Raw genomic sequence first — 18894 nt, forward strand, 5'->3', positions numbered from 1 at the left:
TTATACTTTAATATCTATTAATTTATCGGTTAACAGTGTGACCCCATAATAGCAGATTAACATTGCTGTCATAACAACAACTCCCATGCTATTACCATAGAGGGGATCTAGAAAATGAGGGGAGGAGAGCTTAAGATATGCGATAATTCCGCAGGGCATTATATTCATAATACGTGATTCCAGACGCTTACCGGTTATTATGATCTGGATTTCCCTCTCCACCTCTATCTTATCCCGAATTACTTTCTCCGTAGTTCGTATAACCCGGATTAAATCACCACCTGTGCGTTTAGCTGTTTGGAAGACCTCTGAAAAGTTTTTAATATCCTCCACACCGCTACGCTCCCCCAAATCATTCAGTATATCCTCCAGATTCTGATTCACTTTTATTTTTTTTACAATAGTACTGAATTCGTTTATTATAAGGGACTCTTCCCCATATATCTGCTTCAGGTCTAAAATGGCCTGGTAAAAAGCATTCTCCACGGAATAACCGGTATTTAACGCTGCGCTCAACCCTGACAGCCCCTCACCAAATTCCCTGTTTAATTGCCATTTGCGCTTTTTTATATAGTTTAATTTTTCTCTTTTTAAATATACTGGAAGAAAGAAGAGTAACAGCAATACCCCCAGAAAACTGTTATAGAATAAAACTCCAAAGATAAAACAGAAGGCGGTGCCTTTAAGAATCAGTAGAATAATTTCCTGCTTACTAAAATGATAGATATCATAATTTTCAATCAAATCCTGCCTCCCGTTTCATAAGACCGGCAGCTATCAGTTTATCCCTATGCTCCAGCAAATCTCCCGTCGCTTTCAGGGCACCTAACACTTTTCCTTTCCCATCCTCTCCGGTCTCCTTAAAAGAATATAGCCTGTTTAGCTGTATTTCCCCTTCCTCTATATTTCGTACTTCTGTAATCTCCAGGACTTTTCTTGATTTATCCCTAAGCCTTCCAAGGTGTATTAGTATATCTATGGCAGAAGCCACCTGTTGTCTTACTGCCGTAAGCGGAATATTTGCTCCCATAAGTACCAGGGTTTCCAGCCGTTTGAGCATATCTCCGGTAGAATTCGCATGCCCTGTGGATAAAGAACCATCATGTCCGCTGTTCATAGCCTGCAGCAAATCCAGAGCAGCTCCGTCTCTGACTTCTCCAAGAATAATTCTGTTTGGTCTCATACGTAAGCTTGCTTTTATCAATTGCCTGATGCTGACCTCATTTTTACCTTCTACATTTGCATTTCTTACCTCAAGACTCACAAGATTTGGGATGTTCTTTATCTGAAGTTCTGCGGAATCCTCTATTGTGATAACCCGCTCATCGGAAGGTATATAATTAGACAGTACATTTAAAAAAGTTGTCTTACCAGAGCCTGTACCTCCGCTTATGAAAATGTTGTAGCCCGCCTGTACCAGATTCTTTAAGAAATCAGCGGCTTCTCTGGTTATAGATCCAATCTGTATCAGTTGTTCCATGGTAATGGGTTTGTGGGGGAATTTCCGGATAGTTATTACCGGTCCCATAAGAGATACCGGCGGAAGGACGATATTAACCCTGGAACCGTCCATCAGACGGGTATCCACTATTGGGTTTGCCTCGTTAACGATGCGGTTTGTCTTGGCAACAATCTGCTGAATTATATCTTCCAGCCTTTTCTCTGAGTCGAAATGTTTCTCAATGGGGTAAACCTTCCCTGCCTTTTCTATGAAAATATTATTATAACCGTTTATCATAATCTCGGTTATCTCATTATCCTCAATTAACTCCTGCAGAATATCCAGCCTTCTGATAGAGTTAAAGATATCCTTCCTCAGATTCTTTTTCTCCCTAAGGCTTAAGAAGTTCTCCTTACCCTTTTGAAGAAGCAGCTCATCAATCGTATCCAGTATTTCTTCATCTTCAATATCCTTTGTTAGATCTATTCGGCTTCTGACTTCTTCTATGATCGTTTGTTTTAACAATTCTCTATCTCCAATCCCAGGAAGCTATATTCCTTTCCTATTCTAACCACAGATATCTGAGTAAGAACGTCCTCATAACCTGCCCACTTAAGCTGGGAAAGAAAACTGTTTAATTGACCTTCTCCATATTCGCCTTCTTCAGCTGATACATATATCTTTGTACTGGCCTTAAGAAGCTTTATGATAGCCGGTGAAAATATGACTGTTTCGAATAGAACGGTATCATATTCTGACTGATAGATTAACTGGAGCCAGTTCTCCATATCCTCTGGGGTAATTTCATAAAGATCTGTTCCAAAGGCCGCTCCTTTCATAAAATGTAGTTCACCTTTTTTCTGTATCAGGTTAATAAGTTTCTTATTCATACTCTGAGTGTTCTGTTTAAGATAATAGATGAATTCTGAAAGTCCGCTTTCATTCTCTCTGATTTCCAGCCCCTTCACTCCATTAAACGGCTCCAGCATAAAAAATAAAGTATTCTTTAACCTAGCCTTCTCTTTCCACAAATCCAGGCTGAAGCCCCTGCTAAAGTGTGCGTTGTTAAGAGAAAATACCGTAATAAGCTCCTTTTTACCTTCCCGTTTTCTTAATTCACCTGATTCTTCCGGTAAAAGCTCCTTCAATCCATTTAGTATCCTTTCTCCAGGCTGATATTTGTATATAGCGGTACAGCAGCCTGGGGGTATTATGGAATCCGGTGCTTGTGTCAGTATTACCAAACAACTGTAATTGTTAATACTTAAGTCAATTTCCTCTGCCTCTTCTCCCCATAATAGAATATCTGCTGCTTCATTTTTAAGGTATTCCTTTAATGCATCCTCCTCGGTAAATAATCTTATCTGGAAGATACCCCGCGCCTTGCTCTTTATGTACTCGGACAGATGTGATGCATACTCTCCATCCTTATCGTAGATAGCCAATGTCTTAAACAATTCTCCTCCTTTTTAATAACTGCATATTGAAACATAAGGTGTTACAAAAGACTTGTATAATGAACTGCCACCAGACAATTCTTTCTTGAAATAATCTTTAACCTCTGGTTTTGTAAGTCTGATTACAAGTCTGTCTTTTCTTAGCCTGTTTTTTTATTCTTGTTATTATATGTCTGCTTGTAATTAGTCTGTTTATATAAGTCTGCTTATAATACGGTTGCTTATAATACCATTGCTTATAATGAGTCTGCTTGAGTATGTCGGTTTGAGTATGTCTGCTTGAGTAAATTGAATCGAGTATGTCGGTTTGAGTATGTCAGTTTGAGAATGTTTCCTAATTATAAACTACCTTCTTAATATCTTTACTCTTACAAGATTGAGTCATCGAAGACTGCACTTATATATTTTTTTATAACAGGAACGTTTTCAGGGAAAACTCCGGATACAGCTTCTTAATTCCTAAGCTTACAACAAATCCAATTAATATATACACTGAAAAATGTACTCCGGCATTACTCTTATCCTCCTTATTGTAATAACGATACCAGTCTTCTTCTTTCTCCTTAAATCTGCTGCTCCAATATATACGTTGTATATATCTTACCAGTAACTTAAATTTGTTGTGGGATTGTTTCTTTGATATAATATGAAAAACAGAAATTATGGCGGCTGCCAGAAATGAAAATAAAATTGATTGAATACAGAACGTAATTCCATAGAAACCGCTAACAACCGAATAGAGTTTAATATCTCCGGCTCCCAGAGCTCTTATCATAAACAATGGAAAAAGTATTGTCACAGGGAAAAGTACTCCTGGAATCCATTTTAAGATGCTTGTCCACCCCTGCTCAAGGGATAAAAAGACCAGGCTTACTGCTAAACCTGCTGCTATCAGGCGGTTTGGTATCTTGTAAGACTTAAGATCTTCTTTTACAGCTAAAAGAAGAAAGAAGATGCAAAGAAATCCATAATCGATAGGTTCACCTCTTTGCTATGTAAGATGTTCCCATATTACACCAGTATGTATTATTTTGTCAATAAAGAATATCATAAATTCTCAAATTCATTATATTATCTAAGATTTCTAAATTTTTTTGTTGGTTTTTACTTCTAGCCAGTTGAGGATAAGATAGATTAACAGCCACAGGTACCAGCCCAGGGTTACATAAAAGAAAGCCTTCGGTGGTTATCTGGTATAGAATAAAAGCACGAAATAGCAGAACCCTTATGTAAAATAAAAATAAGCAGCTACTCCATATACCATTAGAAACCCTGGCAATCCAAGTACTCCTACAACCAGGGCATTCAGGCTGTTGGTACCGACACCTAAAGAAATATGACTGCTGGCGAGTATTGTATTAAGTAAATATATCCCTAATAAGCCCACGCATATTCGCAGTATAAAGTTTACTATAAGATCAAAGCGCTGTTTTAAAAATCCTACAATCAGCAGAAACACACATACCAGTAATATTGCTCCAAGAAAATACCACTTCGTTTCCATGCAATCCCTTTCCCCCAATTAACATTTTTTTCTATATAATGTAGTATATTCTGGTAATTAGCAGACTATACTATAAATAACCTATTTCTTGTATAAGCCTTCGTCAGGCGGAATGGAGCATGTATGAAACTGTTTGCAAAAAGAAAAAGGCAAAACAATGAAGCCTTGCTGTATGAAATCCAAAAAACAAAGCTTGCTCTGGAATCAGCTTATTCCAATTTTGAGAACGTGGTGGATCCCGATTTAATCGACTGCTATATTTATGAAGTAAATGCTGTTCAAAAAAGGTATAAATTTCTTCTAAAACAAGCAAAGCTGCTGGAGGATGACTGCTCCGCAATTTAAGAACCTAAGAGAAAATCTAAGAGAGAGCTTACACAACAGCGCAGCTTTGAGGCTCGCTGTTTTTTTGTATCTTACTTCTATATATTCCACAGCCTTCGGGCTATTTCAGTTAATTCTCTGACATGCTTCCACGCCTCTTTTTGCAGAATACTCTTACGCTCTGTACTTCATAGCAACCAAGCTCTGAGTAAACTTGCGGCGGAGATTTATTTGATTTTGCTGTCAGATTGATTCCTCACAGAATAACTGCAGCTTTCATATGTTGAATTAAGGAAATCGACACTAGAAAAATTCCAGGACTTCCGTACTCCCATAGAAATGTACTGCAGGCTTTCCAGTAAAACTTAATGCTTCCTTACTTCTGCCTTCCTTTCGCACACTTTTCATATTGTGGAATAGTATGAAATCCCGGAAAAACTATATCTATCTTTAGCCTGTTCCCTATGGCACCCTATACATAAGAGCTTCATAGGGTCGTAATTTATTGCTGACAGTGTCCTCATAATTAGTTATTAAAAGTTCACCGGCGTACTCATACTCTTTGGGCAGCTGATAGTCTGTTTCTTCACCATAAAAATTGCATAAAACTACTATTATATCCTCATTCAGAGTTCTTGCATATGCAAAGATATTCGTATCCTCCGGCAACAGCAGCCGGAAATCTCCATATACAATCACTTCGTTCTCTTTTCTCAGTCTGATCAGTTTCTTGTAATGGTTATAAATTGAATTTGGGTCATTTACCTGAGCTGAGGCGTTCACCAGTCTGTAATCAGGATTTACGGCAATCCATGGTGTTCCTGTTGTAAATCCGCCGTTTTCTTCCTCCGTCCATTGCATCGGTGTTCTGGCATTATCCCTTCCTTTTGCATAAACAGACTCCATAATTTCTTCATGAGAATACCCTTTTGCTATACGGTCTTTATACATATTCAGGGTCTCAATATCTTTATAATCCTGAATATCCTTCAATCTGATATTCGTCATACCCAGCTCTTCCCCTTGATAGATATAAGGAGTTCCGGAAAGACCATGCAGTAAGGTTGCAAGCATTTTCGCACTCTCAACTCTGCCTTCCTTATCATTTCCCCATCTGGAAACAATTCTTGGCAGGTCGTGATTGTTCCAGAACAAACTGTTCCAGCCATCTTTGTCAAAGCAGGTCTGCCACTTATGAAATACCCGTTTTAGGTCTGCTAAATGAAGAGGTTTCAGATCCCACTTATCCATACCGGGCTGCTGATCAAGTCCAATATGCTCAAATTGAAATACCATACTCAATTCCTTATTCTCAGGATTCGAATACATCTTGGCGATCTCAGGTGTGGCCCCCCAGCATTCTCCCACTGTTAACAGGTCTTTCTTCCCAAAGGTATTCTCATTCATCTCACGTATATATTCATGGAGCTTAGGCCCATTACCGGTGATTTTCTCATCAGGAAGCTTCCCGATAAGGTCAATTACATCCATACGGAAGCCTCCAATTCCTTTCTCAATCCAGAAATTCATAAAGCTGTATACTTCTTGTCTTACCTTGGGATTCTCCCAATTTAAGTCCGGCTGCTTTTTACTGAATAAATGTAAATAATATTGCTTTGTTGACTCATCCCATTCCCAGGCACTTCCTGAGAAGATGGACCCTAAATCGTTAGGTTCCCCACCATTTGCTGCATCTCTCCATACATAATAGTCTCTGTAAGCATTATCCTTTGATTTCTTTGATTCAATAAACCATTTATGCTCATCAGAGGTATGATTCGCCACCAGGTCCATAAGAATCTTGATATTTCTTTTATTTCCTTCCTCCAGCAGCTTTTCCATATCAGAAAGTGTCCCAAAGTCTTCCATGATATCCTCATAATCACTTATATCATAGCCGTTATCATCATTGGGTGATTTAAATACAGGGCTTAACCATATAACATCAATTCCCAAATCAGATAAATAGTCCAATTTTTCTATGATACCTTGAATATCTCCTATTCCATCACCATTGGTATCATAGAAGCTTCTTGGATATATTTGATAAACAACTGAATTGTGCCACCATTTTTTATTCATACTGAATTCCTCATACTGTTTCGGTTTTATTATTTATAGTTACTCTTTTATTTGGGGTATATAAGACAACTTCTTATACCAGACTTATTTTCCTTTTACGTAAGTGAAAAGGAAAAGAGCCTTCCTATATTCCCTGTAATTATTCTTATATTTTCTACAACTGACAGCTTTCTAATTACAACTTTCTAATTACAGCTTTCTAATTACAACTTTCTAATTACAGCTTTCTATTTACAACTTTCTAATTACAGCTTTCTATTTACAGCTTTCTAGTTTTGCAAATACTCTTAAAAGCTCACTTACACTCCATGCTTGTGCAAAACACCCCTGTGAAATCGTGGGATTTAAACCATCATAGATTTCAGCTATTTGTCCGACACAGCCCTCCCTCATACAAGACTCTAACACCTCCAACTGTTCCCTTACTCTTGTCACCGCACTATCACTATACTCATTTACTTTTAGATAAGCCAGATAGTATGCCCCCAGGGGAAATGCCCAAACAGTACCCTGATGATAAGCCATATCCCTGTTAAAATGTGAACCACCGTAAACCGGTTTAAAGTCCTTATCATATTTGCTTAAGCTTCTTAAGCCATAAGGAGTATAGAGGGTTTCATAGACTTTATTTACTACCTGCTTCTCCTGCTCCTTCTCCAAAATAGAAAAGGGTTGTGATACGGCCCATATCTGATTACAACGTATCTGATAATCAGCCGCTTCACCTGATACAAGATCTTTCAGACAATTTTCTTTCTTATTCCAGAACTGTTCCGCAAAGCTTCTGCTTACCTGTTTGGCAAGCTCTTCATATGGGATGTCTTCCTTCTCTAAAAGCCTTGCGAAAACCCCCATAATCCTTAAGTCATTATACCAATAGGCATTGATTTCAACCGGTTTACCATGCCTTGGGGTAGGCAGAATCTCACCAAAGCGCACATCCATCCAGGTTACTTGTTCCAAGCCGCTGCCTGCCATGATCAGTCCATCCGTATCCATTTTAATATGATAATCCGTACCCTGTTTATACCACTTAATGATATCTTCCATAACAGGGTATGCTTCTTTTACAAAGTCAAGATCACCACTCTCCTGATAGTACTCATATACAGCAGCTATAAATAAAAGGGAGGCATCCACAGTATTATATAAGGGATCGTTTCCTCCTTCCGGAAACATATTTGGCATTAAACCATTTTTACTGTATAACATAAAGGTGCGGAATATACTCTTCGCTTCCTCAAACCGTTTAGTAGAAATACAGCATCCCACCATAGATATCATGGTATCCCGTCCCCAGTCTGCAAAGAAAGGATAACCAGCCATGAGGGTTCTACCTTTCGTAGATTCCCTGTTTACCAGATATTGATCAGCACTCTTTACCAGTTGTTTTCCTAACTCGTCTTTCATCTGAGACTGCTCTACAAGCTTGGTTTGCCTTGCCCTTTCTGTAGCCATTAGCTCCTCTATGGTATGGTTCGTATTTTCCAGACTATATATTAGGTCAAGGACCTTTTCTTCCTTTCCCTTCACTGTTATGGAAATATTATGATTATGGGCTGTTACGCCTATTGCATCTCTGCCATCTCTTGCATCATAGCTATAATATAGATCACTGATATATTCTGTAGCATAACTGCTCACCTTGCCGCTGGTTGCATATTGGAGGGTAATTCCATTGCTAATAATTTCCTTATCAGTAATGGAAAAAATCTGATTCTTATTTAAAATTTCACCTTTTTGAACAAATTGCAGCATAGGTGTAATGCTTAATTTTACGTTTTTACTGCCACTGTTGGTTATAAAATAGCGTATACCAATCGTATTTTCTCCATGAGCCATTACTGCTGACTTTCTAATCTCAACAGCATCAGCCTGATAAGTCCATACAGGATAATGCTCAAAGAAAAATTGATTCAGATATTTAAAACCGGTCTGGTCTTTAGCTTGATTAACATATGTTTGACTGGATAACTCTATTTTGTCTTCTTCTCCGATTTCAAGCTGCTCATCCAACCTTGTAACGAGATGATATCTGTGATTGGGTGCTATGGTGCATGCCATCAACAAAGCATGGTCATTACGAGTATTAGAACCAATAGCTGTTAACGAGGAATATCCTCCTAACCCGTTTGTTATAAGATAACAATTCTCCTGACCTCTCTCTAAGGTTTTCCAATCATTTTTACCATATATAAATTTCATTTCGTCCTCCTGCTAAACCGGTATCATTTCGTAATAAATTTCCTGCAAAAAATTGTGCTTACCTTTAGATATCTATCATTCTTTATTTTAATATAACGATAGAATACTTTGGCATGGTAACTTTATTTTCAGCCAGTGTAACTTCACTTCCATCCACAGATAAATATCCTCTGATAGTAAGGCCCTCAAGGCCGGCATCCCCTAAAGCTACTGTCTTTTCTTCCTTACTGATGTTATAAAGCAGCACTATTTCACTACCTTCATACACTTTTCTGACTGCACATATATCCGCACTGCCAAGCTCGTCAATTACGCTGACCTTGCCCCTTGCAAGCTCAGGATTCTCATTCCGAATTCTAACTGCTCTCTTATAATAATTATATATGGATAAAGGGTCCTTTCTTTGTTCATCTGCAGGAGGAAATTTCTGTGTCACTTTCTCTGCTGCTTCCGGTGCATCCGGCATTCCCGTTGTATCCGTTACCGACCATAGCATTGGCAATCGTTTGTTTTCATCCTTGCTGCCCATACTGTTCATACCGATCTCTTCCCCATAATATACATAAGGGCTTCCATTCATGGTGAGCAAAATACCTGCTGCCATTTTCATCTGGTCTTCGTTGTTTACACATTGGGCAGAAATTCTTGTGGTATCATGATTGCTTATAAAAGGTGCATCTATAAAGTCTTTATTACCTTCACTATATTTATCATAAAGACTTACCAGGGACCTGGCAAAGCTTTTAGCAGTTGAAGTACCTAATTTTCGAACGGTGGACGTAATGAGTCCATTATGCTGAGACAGGGGGAAGTTAAACAAACTGGGAATACCGCTTTCATAATAAGTACTGATGGCAGCCTCTTCTTCCCATACCTCTGCTACTATATAAGCATCTTCTTTCTCACTCTTTACATAATCCGTGAACCAGTTTAAAACCTCCACATTACGTTGCTTTTCACCGGAATAGAATTCCTTGGCGGCATCCAGCCTGAACCCGTCTACACCAAGGTCTAACCAAAACTTTGCAATATCTTCAATTTCTTTTCTGACTTGTTGGTTTCCTAAATTTAAATCTGGCATCTGATCCCAGAAAACACCCTCGTAATACCAATCCGAGTTGCCTGCCTTATAATAGGAACTGCTTCCATTGTTTTCTTTTGTGAAATTGTAATAACCAACATAAGGGCATACCTTAAGATCCGGCTCTTCACCTTCTTTTAAACCCTCCAGATATTTTACAGCCTGTGTAAACCAGGGATGCTTTGCTGAGGTATGATTAAACACAAGGTCTATGATTAATTTGATATCACGAGCTTTACATTCTTTTATAAGCTCTTTAAAGTCCTCCAAGGTACCGTACTGAGGATCAATATTATAGTAGTCTGTTACGTCATATTTATGATAGGTGGTAGAAGGCATAATAGGCATTAACCAGATTCCATTAAAGCCCAGGTCTGAATCCGTAGCATTATCCCCATCGTTGATATAATCTAATTTGGATATAATCCCATTGATATCGCCAATACCATCACCATCACTGTCATAAAAGCTATAGACGAAGATTTCATAAAAATTCCGGTAGTTATCATCAATTATATTTAACTCCTGAACATAATTATAAGGTACTTCCGTTATGGTTTCATTCCTTCCATCAGATTCCTCATTATCGCTTTCTTCCTTTGCATCCGTACCGGTATTTTCTTCCTTCACAACTTCCGGTTTCGTTTTGTTCGTTTCAGCCTTATTGCAGCCACCCATGACAAGCATCAATACCAGATAACTTATTAACACGATTATTTTTTTCTTCATACAGGCTCCCCTCTCCTTTACTGACAATAACTATTGAATTTTATTACTTCATTTATGTTTTATATTAAAAGAAGTACTGAAACGTAAGATTCCAGTACTTCTTTTATATAAATTTCAAAGTGAACTGAACATCCCTTTGATAAAGCTCACCTTAACCCTTTACCGCACCAGATACTCCTTCAACATAGAATCTCTGCAGGATTAAGAAAAGAATGGAAATTGGTATAGAAATAAGTACACAGCCGGCAAAGAACTGTGTATAGTAATATTCCACAAATTCTTTCTCAAGCATAGTCCATAATCCAATGGCTATTGTATAATACTTTCTGTCCTGTCCAAGGATTACCTTTGCAAAGATATAATCCACCCAGGGAGACATAAAGGACTGTAATAAAGTGATAACGATGATAGGTTTTGATAATGGAATCGTAATTTTTCGAAACACATCCCATTTCGTGGCCCCATCAATAAAGGCCGCTTCGTCAATCGTCTTAGGTATGGTATCAAAGAAGCCCTTCGCCACCAGAAATCCCAAACCGGCACCTCCGGAATAAACCATGACCAGCGCCACTAATTTTAAAGGTCCGGCCTCTAACATACCAAAGCCTTTTAAGATATAGTAAACTGCGTACATGGACATAAAGCCCGGAAACATTCCCAGAATCATGGCAATATTTATCATCTTTTTACGCATTTTAAATCTCAATCTGGACATTACATAGGATACACTCAAAACAAAGAACGCTGATAAAAGACAGGTAGCAATTGCGACAATAAGTGTATTAAAAAACCAATTTGTAAAAGTCAGACTGGTAGAACCATCAAATAGTTTTTTATAATTATCCAGCGTATAACCTCTTGGCAAAACGTAACTTTTATAACTTCCGCCTTCTGCGCGAAAGGAAGTCAGTATTACAAAAAATATAGGTAAAACCCATATGAAACCAAGAACAGCTAACATCACATGAACAAAGGAATTAGTAATAAATTTTCTAACTCTCATAGAAGAAGTGTTTTGTTTTTTCATTATTGGAAAGTCTCCTCATCTTTGTAAGATCCTGTTTTTCGGTAGGTTAACAAGGATAATGTTGCGAGTATGATAAACACTATGATACCTATAACGGCACCTAAATTGTAGTCTTTATTTGTCATGGTTAACTTGTATAACCAGGTAACCAGCAGGTCTGTTTTTCCCGCATAATAATATTCCAGGGATTCCGGACCGCCACCTGATAATAAGAAGATAACATTAAAGTTATTGATATTACCAACAAAGGAAGTAATCAGGGTGGGTGTGGTTACAAATAACATATATGGCATGGTTATTTTAAAATAAGTAACAAATGCATTGGCACCATCTACTTTTGCCGCTTCATATAAATCTTTGGGTATGTTCTGAAGGATACCGGTAGTAGTCAGCATGGTAAAAGGAACACCAATCCAGATATTGATACATATAATTGTAATCTTAGCGATTGTCGGGTCCGTAAAAAATGGTACTGACTGACTGGCACCAATGATTCCAATATCACGAAGTATCGCATTGACTGCACCATTGGTATTAAAGATTGTTCTCATGGTAAGTAAGGATACAAATTGAGGAACGGCAACTGATAATACAAACAAAAATCTCCAGAAGCCTTTAAATCTTGTACCTTCTCGGTTAATAACAATGGCTAACAGCATACCTAAAATATAGCAGGTAAAGGTAGCAAAGATAGCCCATACAATTGTCCAGCCAAGTACCGGCCAAAATGTATTAGCAAGCACACCGTTTCCAGAAAACATAGATATAAAGTTATCAAAACCTACCCAGTCGAATAAATTACCGGGGGTCTGGTGATTCCTGTCATAATTCGTAAAAGCTATTAAGATCATGAACACGATTGGTACAATCGTAAAGCATAAAATACCTGTCACCGGTATAAATAATAATGTTTTGTGCAGGTTCTGTTCTAAGAGAGAGCTTAAATCATCCTTAAACTTTGGAACGGGTTTGCCTGCTTCCACCTTTTTCTGCGTAATATATGCACTTTTTACGGAGGTGACTAAAAACAGAATAAAACCAAGAGTCAGAAATATGGTTACAACACCATATAGTAGGCATAACATGGAATTATCACCGGTTACATATTCATAAATCTGCTTCGTTTCATTAAAGACCTCTTCCTGTACTCTGGTTCCTAATGTTATAAAATCTTTGATGGAATTCAAGCCAAAGGTTACCATGTAATAAATATAAGCAAGCTCAAAGGCCAACATAATGAAGCCGCGCATTACCTGCTTATGAAGAAAATTACCTAACCCGAAGATAAGTGCAGACAATTTCGTAATTCCATTTCCTTGTGTAAAAGCAGTACCAAAACCGACATCACGTAAGGGTGCGTAGATCTTTGACTTTTTTTGCTTTTTGTGTGCCATAATCCAACTCCTTTTCTTAAGATAGATAGAAGGAGAACTGTTTTAACAGCCTCCTCAAATTTAATTTCGTGTACTGCCTTCCATAAACTCCGCTTATTAACAATGCCTGATAATTTCCCTGAGACAAATGAGCAATGAGGCGTACTCATTGCCAATAACGCTAAATCAGGTTAACAGCCAGTGGCGTATTAAGTGAAATTTATGCAAGGCAGTACCAGGTTTAGGGCATCAAAAGACATCTTAAATATTAATTATAGTTATGTCAGCTCCTATTATATACTGCGAATATTCTATTCTTAATAGTAAACTGGCTTTTGATACTCTAAACTTATCCGGGCAACTGTTCTATGAACAGGACCATTGTTCACAAGTTGCCCAGATATAATTAGGTATAATAGATTAACTCTTTATACAATATTTTATTAGAATCTTGTTGTAACTTCCACTTTTTTATTCAACAGCTAAAGTGCCGACAAAGGTATCTAATTTTTCTTTTACATTGTCTTTATTTAAATCACCGCTTTTAATTTCAGTTGCAATTGCTCCGGCATTTGCCCAGTATCTGGAACTGAATTCTGCGGAAGTAGGCTGCATTACAGATGCAGTGTTAGCTTCTTCAACAATAACCTTAGCTACTTCATCTGCCTGAACAGCTTCGGATTCACCAGCCGTAAGGTTGGTAGGAACCTGACCAGTTTCTTCAAAACGCTGTACCTGCATTTCTTCACTTCCAAGGTAAGCTGCAAATGCTACTGCTACAGCAGGGAAAGCAGCTTGTGAGTTAACACCGATTGCTTTTGAGCCATAGAAACCTTTTAACTGATAATCTTTTCCGTCTGGATTAAAGGTAGGAATAACAGCTACTCCTAAATCATCACCTAAAGCATCTTTGTATAAATTATAGTTCCAGGAACCGTCAAACCAAGCACCAATTCTGTGGTCTGCAGTTAATTCTGAGAGAGAAACATCATCAGCAAATGCAGTTTTGGGATTATTGATTAAGTCGATTAAGTAATTTGTAACAGCAACTCCGGTTTCGTTATTCCAGTTTGCACCGGCAGCGAAATCTGTCTGGCTTTCACCATAGATTGTTAAACCGGCTCCATAATACCAAGCACCTAATTTCCAGCCGCCTGCTGAATCAAAGCAGAAATTGTAAACATTATCAGCTGTTTCTTTTGCCATAATACTTTCAACAGATTTGATATCATCAGCTGTTAAAAGAGATTTGTCATAGTACATAAAGAAGGTGTTATGTGTAAAAGGAATACCATAGATAGCGTCATCTTTTGTTACAGTATTTACAACTTCCTGAGACATTGTTGTCTTAACCATTTCTTCAGTGGAACCGCCAAGTCTTGCAATTGCACCGGCATTGATTAATTCATTTAACTGGTCATTTGCGAAGAAGAATACATCTCCGGCTGCAGTAACATCTTTCAGGATTTCATCCTTTAAAGTATCTTCACCCTGTGTTTCAACAGTGAAGGTTATATTCCATTCCGGGTGTAAGGCCTGGAAGGATTTTGTCATGGAATCCATGGTTCCATCTTTAATCTGATTTTCAGGTGCCCATACTTTCAAAGTAACATCTTCTACTTCTGCAGGAGCTTCTGTAGTTGCAGGAGTGTTCGTTGCTTCTGTTCCTGGATTTGTAGGTGTTTCATTTTTTTTGCCACAACCAGCTAAGGATACTACTAATGTGGTTGCCAATAGTAATGCAAATAATTTCTTTTTCATAAATCTACCTCTCCTTAAAATTTGATAAATTGATATGACACTTGTCATATTAGTTTCTATCATAAAATGTCCTGGATATCATTGCTTACCATAAAATGTCCTGACATTTTATTTCACTTTGAATAAAAATTTTATACCTTCCAGATCTCTTTGTTGTACTCTGCTATGGTTCTGTCAGAAGAAAAATATCCGGCCCTGCCGATGTTTTCAATCATCATTTTTGCCCACTTCTCTCTGTCTTCGTAATCAGCTATGATCTCTTCTTTTTTTGCGATATATTCTTTAATGTCTAGCAGAGTCATAAACCAGTCTTTATTAAGAATTTCCTTGTACAAACGTTCCAGATTTTCTTTTTTACCGATTTTCATAAGTATATCGCTTACAATAAAGTCAACCATCTCCTGAATTTCTTTATCAGCTTCATAATAGTCTTTGGAAATATAATCTCTGTTTTCATAATGAGCGATTACTTCCTCACTGGATTCGCCAAAGATATAGATATTGTCTTTCCCTACAAGCTCAGCAATCTCAACGTTTGCACCATCCATCGTGCCCAGTGTTATTGCACCGTTTAACATGAATTTCATGTTACCGGTACCGCTGGCCTCTTTGGAAGCTAAAGATATCTGCTCTGATATATCACATGCAGGAATCAATTTTTCAGCTAAGGTCACATTATAATTTTCAACCATAACTACCTTCAGATAAGGGCTGACATCTTTATCCTTATTAATTAATTCCTGTAAACAAAGAATTAAGTGGATAATATCTTTTGCTATGGTATAAGCAGGTGCTGCCTTGGCTCCGAATATCAGTGTAATTGGCGTTACCGGTAGTATACCCTTCTTGATTTCAAGGTATTTATGAATGATATATAAAGCATTCATCTGTTGTCTCTTATACTCGTGTAAACGCTTGATCTGTATATCGAAGATGGAATTCTCATTAATTTCGATACCTTGTGTTTTTAATAAATGTTCTTTCAAGGCAACTTTATTCTCATGTTTGATATGTAATAAAGTGGCCTGTACCTTGCTGTCTTCTTTCAAAGCTAAAAGTTTCTCTAACTGATCCGCATCCCTTTTGAAGCCGTCACCGATAACTTCAGTTAAATATTTTGTAAGGGGATAATTACAGTGCATCAGCCATCTGCGGAAGGTAATACCATTGGTTTTGTTGTTGAACTTTTCAGGATAAAGCTTATAAAAGTTATTTAACTCATTCTGCTTTAAAATCTCTGTATGAAGGGCCGCAACTCCGTTTACACTGAATCCGTAATGGATATCAATATGAGCCATATGGACTCTGTCATCTTTATCAATGATAGCAACAGAAGGATCTTCAAATTTTCTTCTGACCTTGTTATCCAGAACTTCTATAATTGGCAGCAGCTGAGGAACAACTTTCTTTAAATATTTGATGGGCCATTTCTCTAATGCTTCTGATAATATTGTGTGATTTGTATATGCACAGGTCTTAGATACGATTTCTATTGCCTCATCCATCTCTATCCCTCTTAATACCATTAAACGGATTAACTCAGGTATTACCATTGTCGGATGTGTATCATTAATCTGGATCACTGCATAATCATAGAGGTCATATAGATTACTGCCCTTCTTCTCACACTCCTCCAAAATCATCTGCGCTGCGTTGCTTACCATAAAATATTGCTGATAAATTCTTAAGAGCTCACCCTTTTCATCACTGTCATCAGGGTATAGGAATAAGGTAAGGTTTTTGGCAATATCCTCTTTTTCAAAAGAAATACCAGTCTTAACAATAGACTCATCGATCGTCTCGATATCAAATAAATGAAGCCAGTTCGTGCGATTATCATATCCCGTAACTGCAATATCATAGAGCTTTGATTTTACGGTTAAATCCTTAAACTGTACGGTATAGGATTTGTCACTTTTTACAAGCCAGCTGTCATTTGTAATCCATGGATTCTTTTCCTCTTTTTGAAGGTTTTCCTCAAATACCTGTCGGAATAATCCAAAATGATAATTTAATCCAATGCCTGCTCCGTTAAGTCCAAGTGATGCAATGGAATCCATGAAACATGCTGCCAGTCTTCCAAGTCCGCCATTTCCAAGGGAGGGCTCCAGTTCTACACTCTCTACCTCTGTTAGGGATTTCCCATTCTCTTTTAATATTTCTCTTATTTCATCATAAATTCCTAAGTTGATAAGATTATTGGATAACAGCTTACCGATTAAAAATTCTGCTGAAATGTAATAAACCTTCTTCTTACCCTTCTCTGTGTACTTCTCTTTTGCCATGTCTTTTGACATTTCCAAGAGGCCGAAATATATTTCTTCCTTGCTGCACTCTGCTATGGATTTGCCATATCTTTTCTGTAATATCTTTTCTAACATTCTAACTCCTTCCTTGCGCCGCTTTTTATACCTGTCTATCTGTTACTTGCCTGGATTAGTTCCTTTAGGCTGCTGATTTCTTTCTTAAGACTTTTAAAGCTGTTTAATTTCCATTCCCAGTTTGGTGAACCTAAGGTTCCGGGAGTATTGATTCTTGCTTCATCCCCCAGGTTTATTAAGTCCTGAACCGGTAAGATTGCCATGTCTGCAATACTGTCAAGAGTCAGCTTTACAAATCTTTTCGAAATAACCCGGTCCTCATATCCTGACCTTTTCAAGGCTTTTCTGATAGCGTACTGGTTTTTTTTATCCTGTGACAGATACCAGCCTTTCATGGTCTGATTATCATGGCTTCCTGTATAGATAACCATGTTCTTTACATCTTCAAAATTATTGTTATTTTCCCTGGGGTCAAAGGTAAACTGAACAATCTTCATGCCCTTTAGACCAAAATGATTTTTTAAGACATGAACTTCTTCTCTTAAATCACCTAAATCCTCGGCAACAATTTCAACCTGGGGATACTTTTTAGCAATCAGGTTAAACACATCATATCCCGGAGCCTCTAACCACTCACCCTCTACGGCGGTTTCACAGGAGGAAGGAATTTTCCAATAGGTGTCAAAAGCACGGAAATGATCAATTCGGATAATATCAAATAATTTACTGTTATAATCAATTCTATCTAACCAGAACTCAAAATTTTGCTCTTTTAGATACTCCCAGTCATAGATTGGATTCCCCCATCTTTGACCTGTGGCACTGAAATAATCCGGCGGAACACCAGCAATAAATGTAGGTTTTCCATCTGCTCCCAGCAAAAAGCATTCCTGATTTGCCCAGACGTCCAGGGAATCTATTCCTACATAAAAAGGGATATCACCCATTATTCTGATGCCGTTTTCATTTGCATAAGCCTTTACTTTCATCCACTGTTTATAGAATTGGTACTGTACGAACATTTCATAACGGATATCTTCCTCATAGACAGAAACATCAAATTCCTTTGTTTTTATCCATTCCTTTTGTTCTGTATCCCATTCATTCCAGCATTTTAGATCATTTTTCTTTTTTAAGGTAAGGAAGACACCATATAAATAAACCCAGGGCTGTTCCGCAAAGACTTTATAGTCCTCATCGGGAATGAAATTTGAAAAGGCCTGTTTCAGATAGTGCTCCTTAAAGCTCCTTACCTTTTCATAATCAACCGTCTGTGCCTTCTGCCCAAACTTCGGTGCCTTATTCTTAAGCAGACCTTCACGGAAAAGTTCCTCCAGACTTATATAAATCTCATCACCTGCAAAGGAGGAGTATGGCTGGTAAGGTGAATTCCCATAACCCAAAGGATTCAGAGGTAATATCTGCCATATATGAAATCCTGCCTGTTTTAATAAATCAATCAATTCATAACTATATTGCCCCAAATCACCGATTCCATGATTCGACGGCAGTGATGCTATGGGTAATAGTATTCCCGCTTCTCTCATAACACTTATTCTCCTTAAAATAGCTCGCTGATGAGTATATCA

General features: G+C 37.8%; 14 protein-coding genes. 1 reads left to right on the forward strand and 13 read right to left on the reverse strand.

Annotation, left to right across the window (positions count from 1 at the left end; all coding sequences use genetic code 11):
* The 5 genes from R2R35_RS11900 to R2R35_RS11920 all read right to left on the reverse strand — a co-directional run bounded on the left by R2R35_RS11900 (position 1) and on the right by R2R35_RS11920 (position 4402).
* Entirely contained in the window at positions 1 to 744 is a 744-nt protein-coding gene (locus tag R2R35_RS11900; RefSeq protein ID WP_317730043.1) for a type II secretion system F family protein, read from the reverse strand.
* Positions 737 to 1981, reverse strand: a complete 1245-nt coding sequence (locus tag R2R35_RS11905; protein WP_317734788.1) for a CpaF family protein — start codon at positions 1979 to 1981, stop codon at positions 737 to 739. Before R2R35_RS11905 ends, R2R35_RS11900 begins: the two co-directional genes overlap by 8 nt.
* Positions 1960 to 2898 (reverse strand): hypothetical protein, encoded by a 939-nt coding sequence (locus R2R35_RS11910; protein ID WP_317730044.1) that lies wholly within the window; start codon positions 2896 to 2898, stop codon positions 1960 to 1962. Before R2R35_RS11910 ends, R2R35_RS11905 begins: the two co-directional genes overlap by 22 nt.
* Before the next feature lie 409 nt (positions 2899 to 3307).
* Positions 3308 to 3874 carry an A24 family peptidase gene (locus R2R35_RS11915; protein WP_317734789.1) on the reverse strand — a complete coding sequence of 189 codons (567 nt, stop codon included), beginning with the start codon at positions 3872 to 3874 and terminating at the stop codon, positions 3308 to 3310.
* A gap of 249 nt (positions 3875 to 4123) precedes the next feature.
* The gene (locus R2R35_RS11920) at positions 4124 to 4402 is read right to left on the reverse strand and encodes a pro-sigmaK processing inhibitor BofA family protein (RefSeq protein ID WP_051684913.1); all 279 of its coding nucleotides are present in this window, start codon (positions 4400 to 4402) and stop codon (positions 4124 to 4126) included.
* A gap of 123 nt (positions 4403 to 4525) precedes the next feature.
* On the opposite strand from R2R35_RS11920, the gene R2R35_RS11925 reads away from it, so the two are divergent.
* Positions 4526 to 4747 carry a YaaL family protein gene (locus tag R2R35_RS11925; protein ID WP_033164236.1) on the forward strand — a complete coding sequence of 74 codons (222 nt, stop codon included), beginning with the start codon at positions 4526 to 4528 and terminating at the stop codon, positions 4745 to 4747.
* Between the two features lie 441 nt (positions 4748 to 5188).
* Here R2R35_RS11925 and R2R35_RS11930 read toward each other — a convergent pair whose 3' ends face one another.
* From R2R35_RS11930 to malQ, 8 genes are all read right to left on the reverse strand, one after another.
* The gene (locus tag R2R35_RS11930) at positions 5189 to 6808 is read right to left on the reverse strand and encodes a glycoside hydrolase family 13 protein (RefSeq protein ID WP_317730045.1); all 1620 of its coding nucleotides are present in this window, start codon (positions 6806 to 6808) and stop codon (positions 5189 to 5191) included.
* A gap of 255 nt (positions 6809 to 7063) precedes the next feature.
* The gene (locus R2R35_RS11935; protein ID WP_317730046.1) at positions 7064 to 9013 is read right to left on the reverse strand and encodes an amylo-alpha-1,6-glucosidase; all 1950 of its coding nucleotides are present in this window, start codon (positions 9011 to 9013) and stop codon (positions 7064 to 7066) included.
* A gap of 82 nt (positions 9014 to 9095) precedes the next feature.
* On the reverse strand, positions 9096 to 10823 hold the full coding sequence (locus R2R35_RS11940) for an alpha-amylase family glycosyl hydrolase (protein WP_317730047.1): 1728 nt from the start codon (positions 10821 to 10823) through the stop codon (positions 9096 to 9098).
* A 151-nt stretch (positions 10824 to 10974) separates the two neighbouring features.
* Positions 10975 to 11850 (reverse strand): sugar ABC transporter permease, encoded by an 876-nt coding sequence (locus R2R35_RS11945; RefSeq protein ID WP_317730048.1) that lies wholly within the window; start codon positions 11848 to 11850, stop codon positions 10975 to 10977.
* Positions 11850 to 13244 (reverse strand): carbohydrate ABC transporter permease, encoded by a 1395-nt coding sequence (locus R2R35_RS11950; protein ID WP_317730049.1) that lies wholly within the window; start codon positions 13242 to 13244, stop codon positions 11850 to 11852. Before R2R35_RS11950 ends, R2R35_RS11945 begins: the two co-directional genes overlap by 1 nt.
* Positions 13245 to 13694: 450 nt before the next feature.
* Entirely contained in the window at positions 13695 to 14984 is a 1290-nt protein-coding gene (locus R2R35_RS11955) for an extracellular solute-binding protein (RefSeq protein ID WP_317730050.1), read from the reverse strand.
* 131 nt (positions 14985 to 15115) lie between these two features.
* Positions 15116 to 17365, reverse strand: a complete 2250-nt coding sequence (locus R2R35_RS11960; protein WP_317730052.1) for a glycogen/starch/alpha-glucan phosphorylase — start codon at positions 17363 to 17365, stop codon at positions 15116 to 15118.
* A 35-nt stretch (positions 17366 to 17400) separates the two neighbouring features.
* Complete coding sequence (gene malQ, locus R2R35_RS11965) at positions 17401 to 18852, reverse strand: 4-alpha-glucanotransferase (RefSeq protein ID WP_317730053.1); 1452 nt, start codon at positions 18850 to 18852, stop codon at positions 17401 to 17403.
* Positions 18853 to 18894 lie beyond the last annotated feature (42 nt).

Source organism: Anaerocolumna sp. AGMB13020 (assembly GCF_033100115.1).
Classification (GTDB): Bacteria; Bacillota; Clostridia; order Lachnospirales; family Lachnospiraceae; genus Anaerocolumna.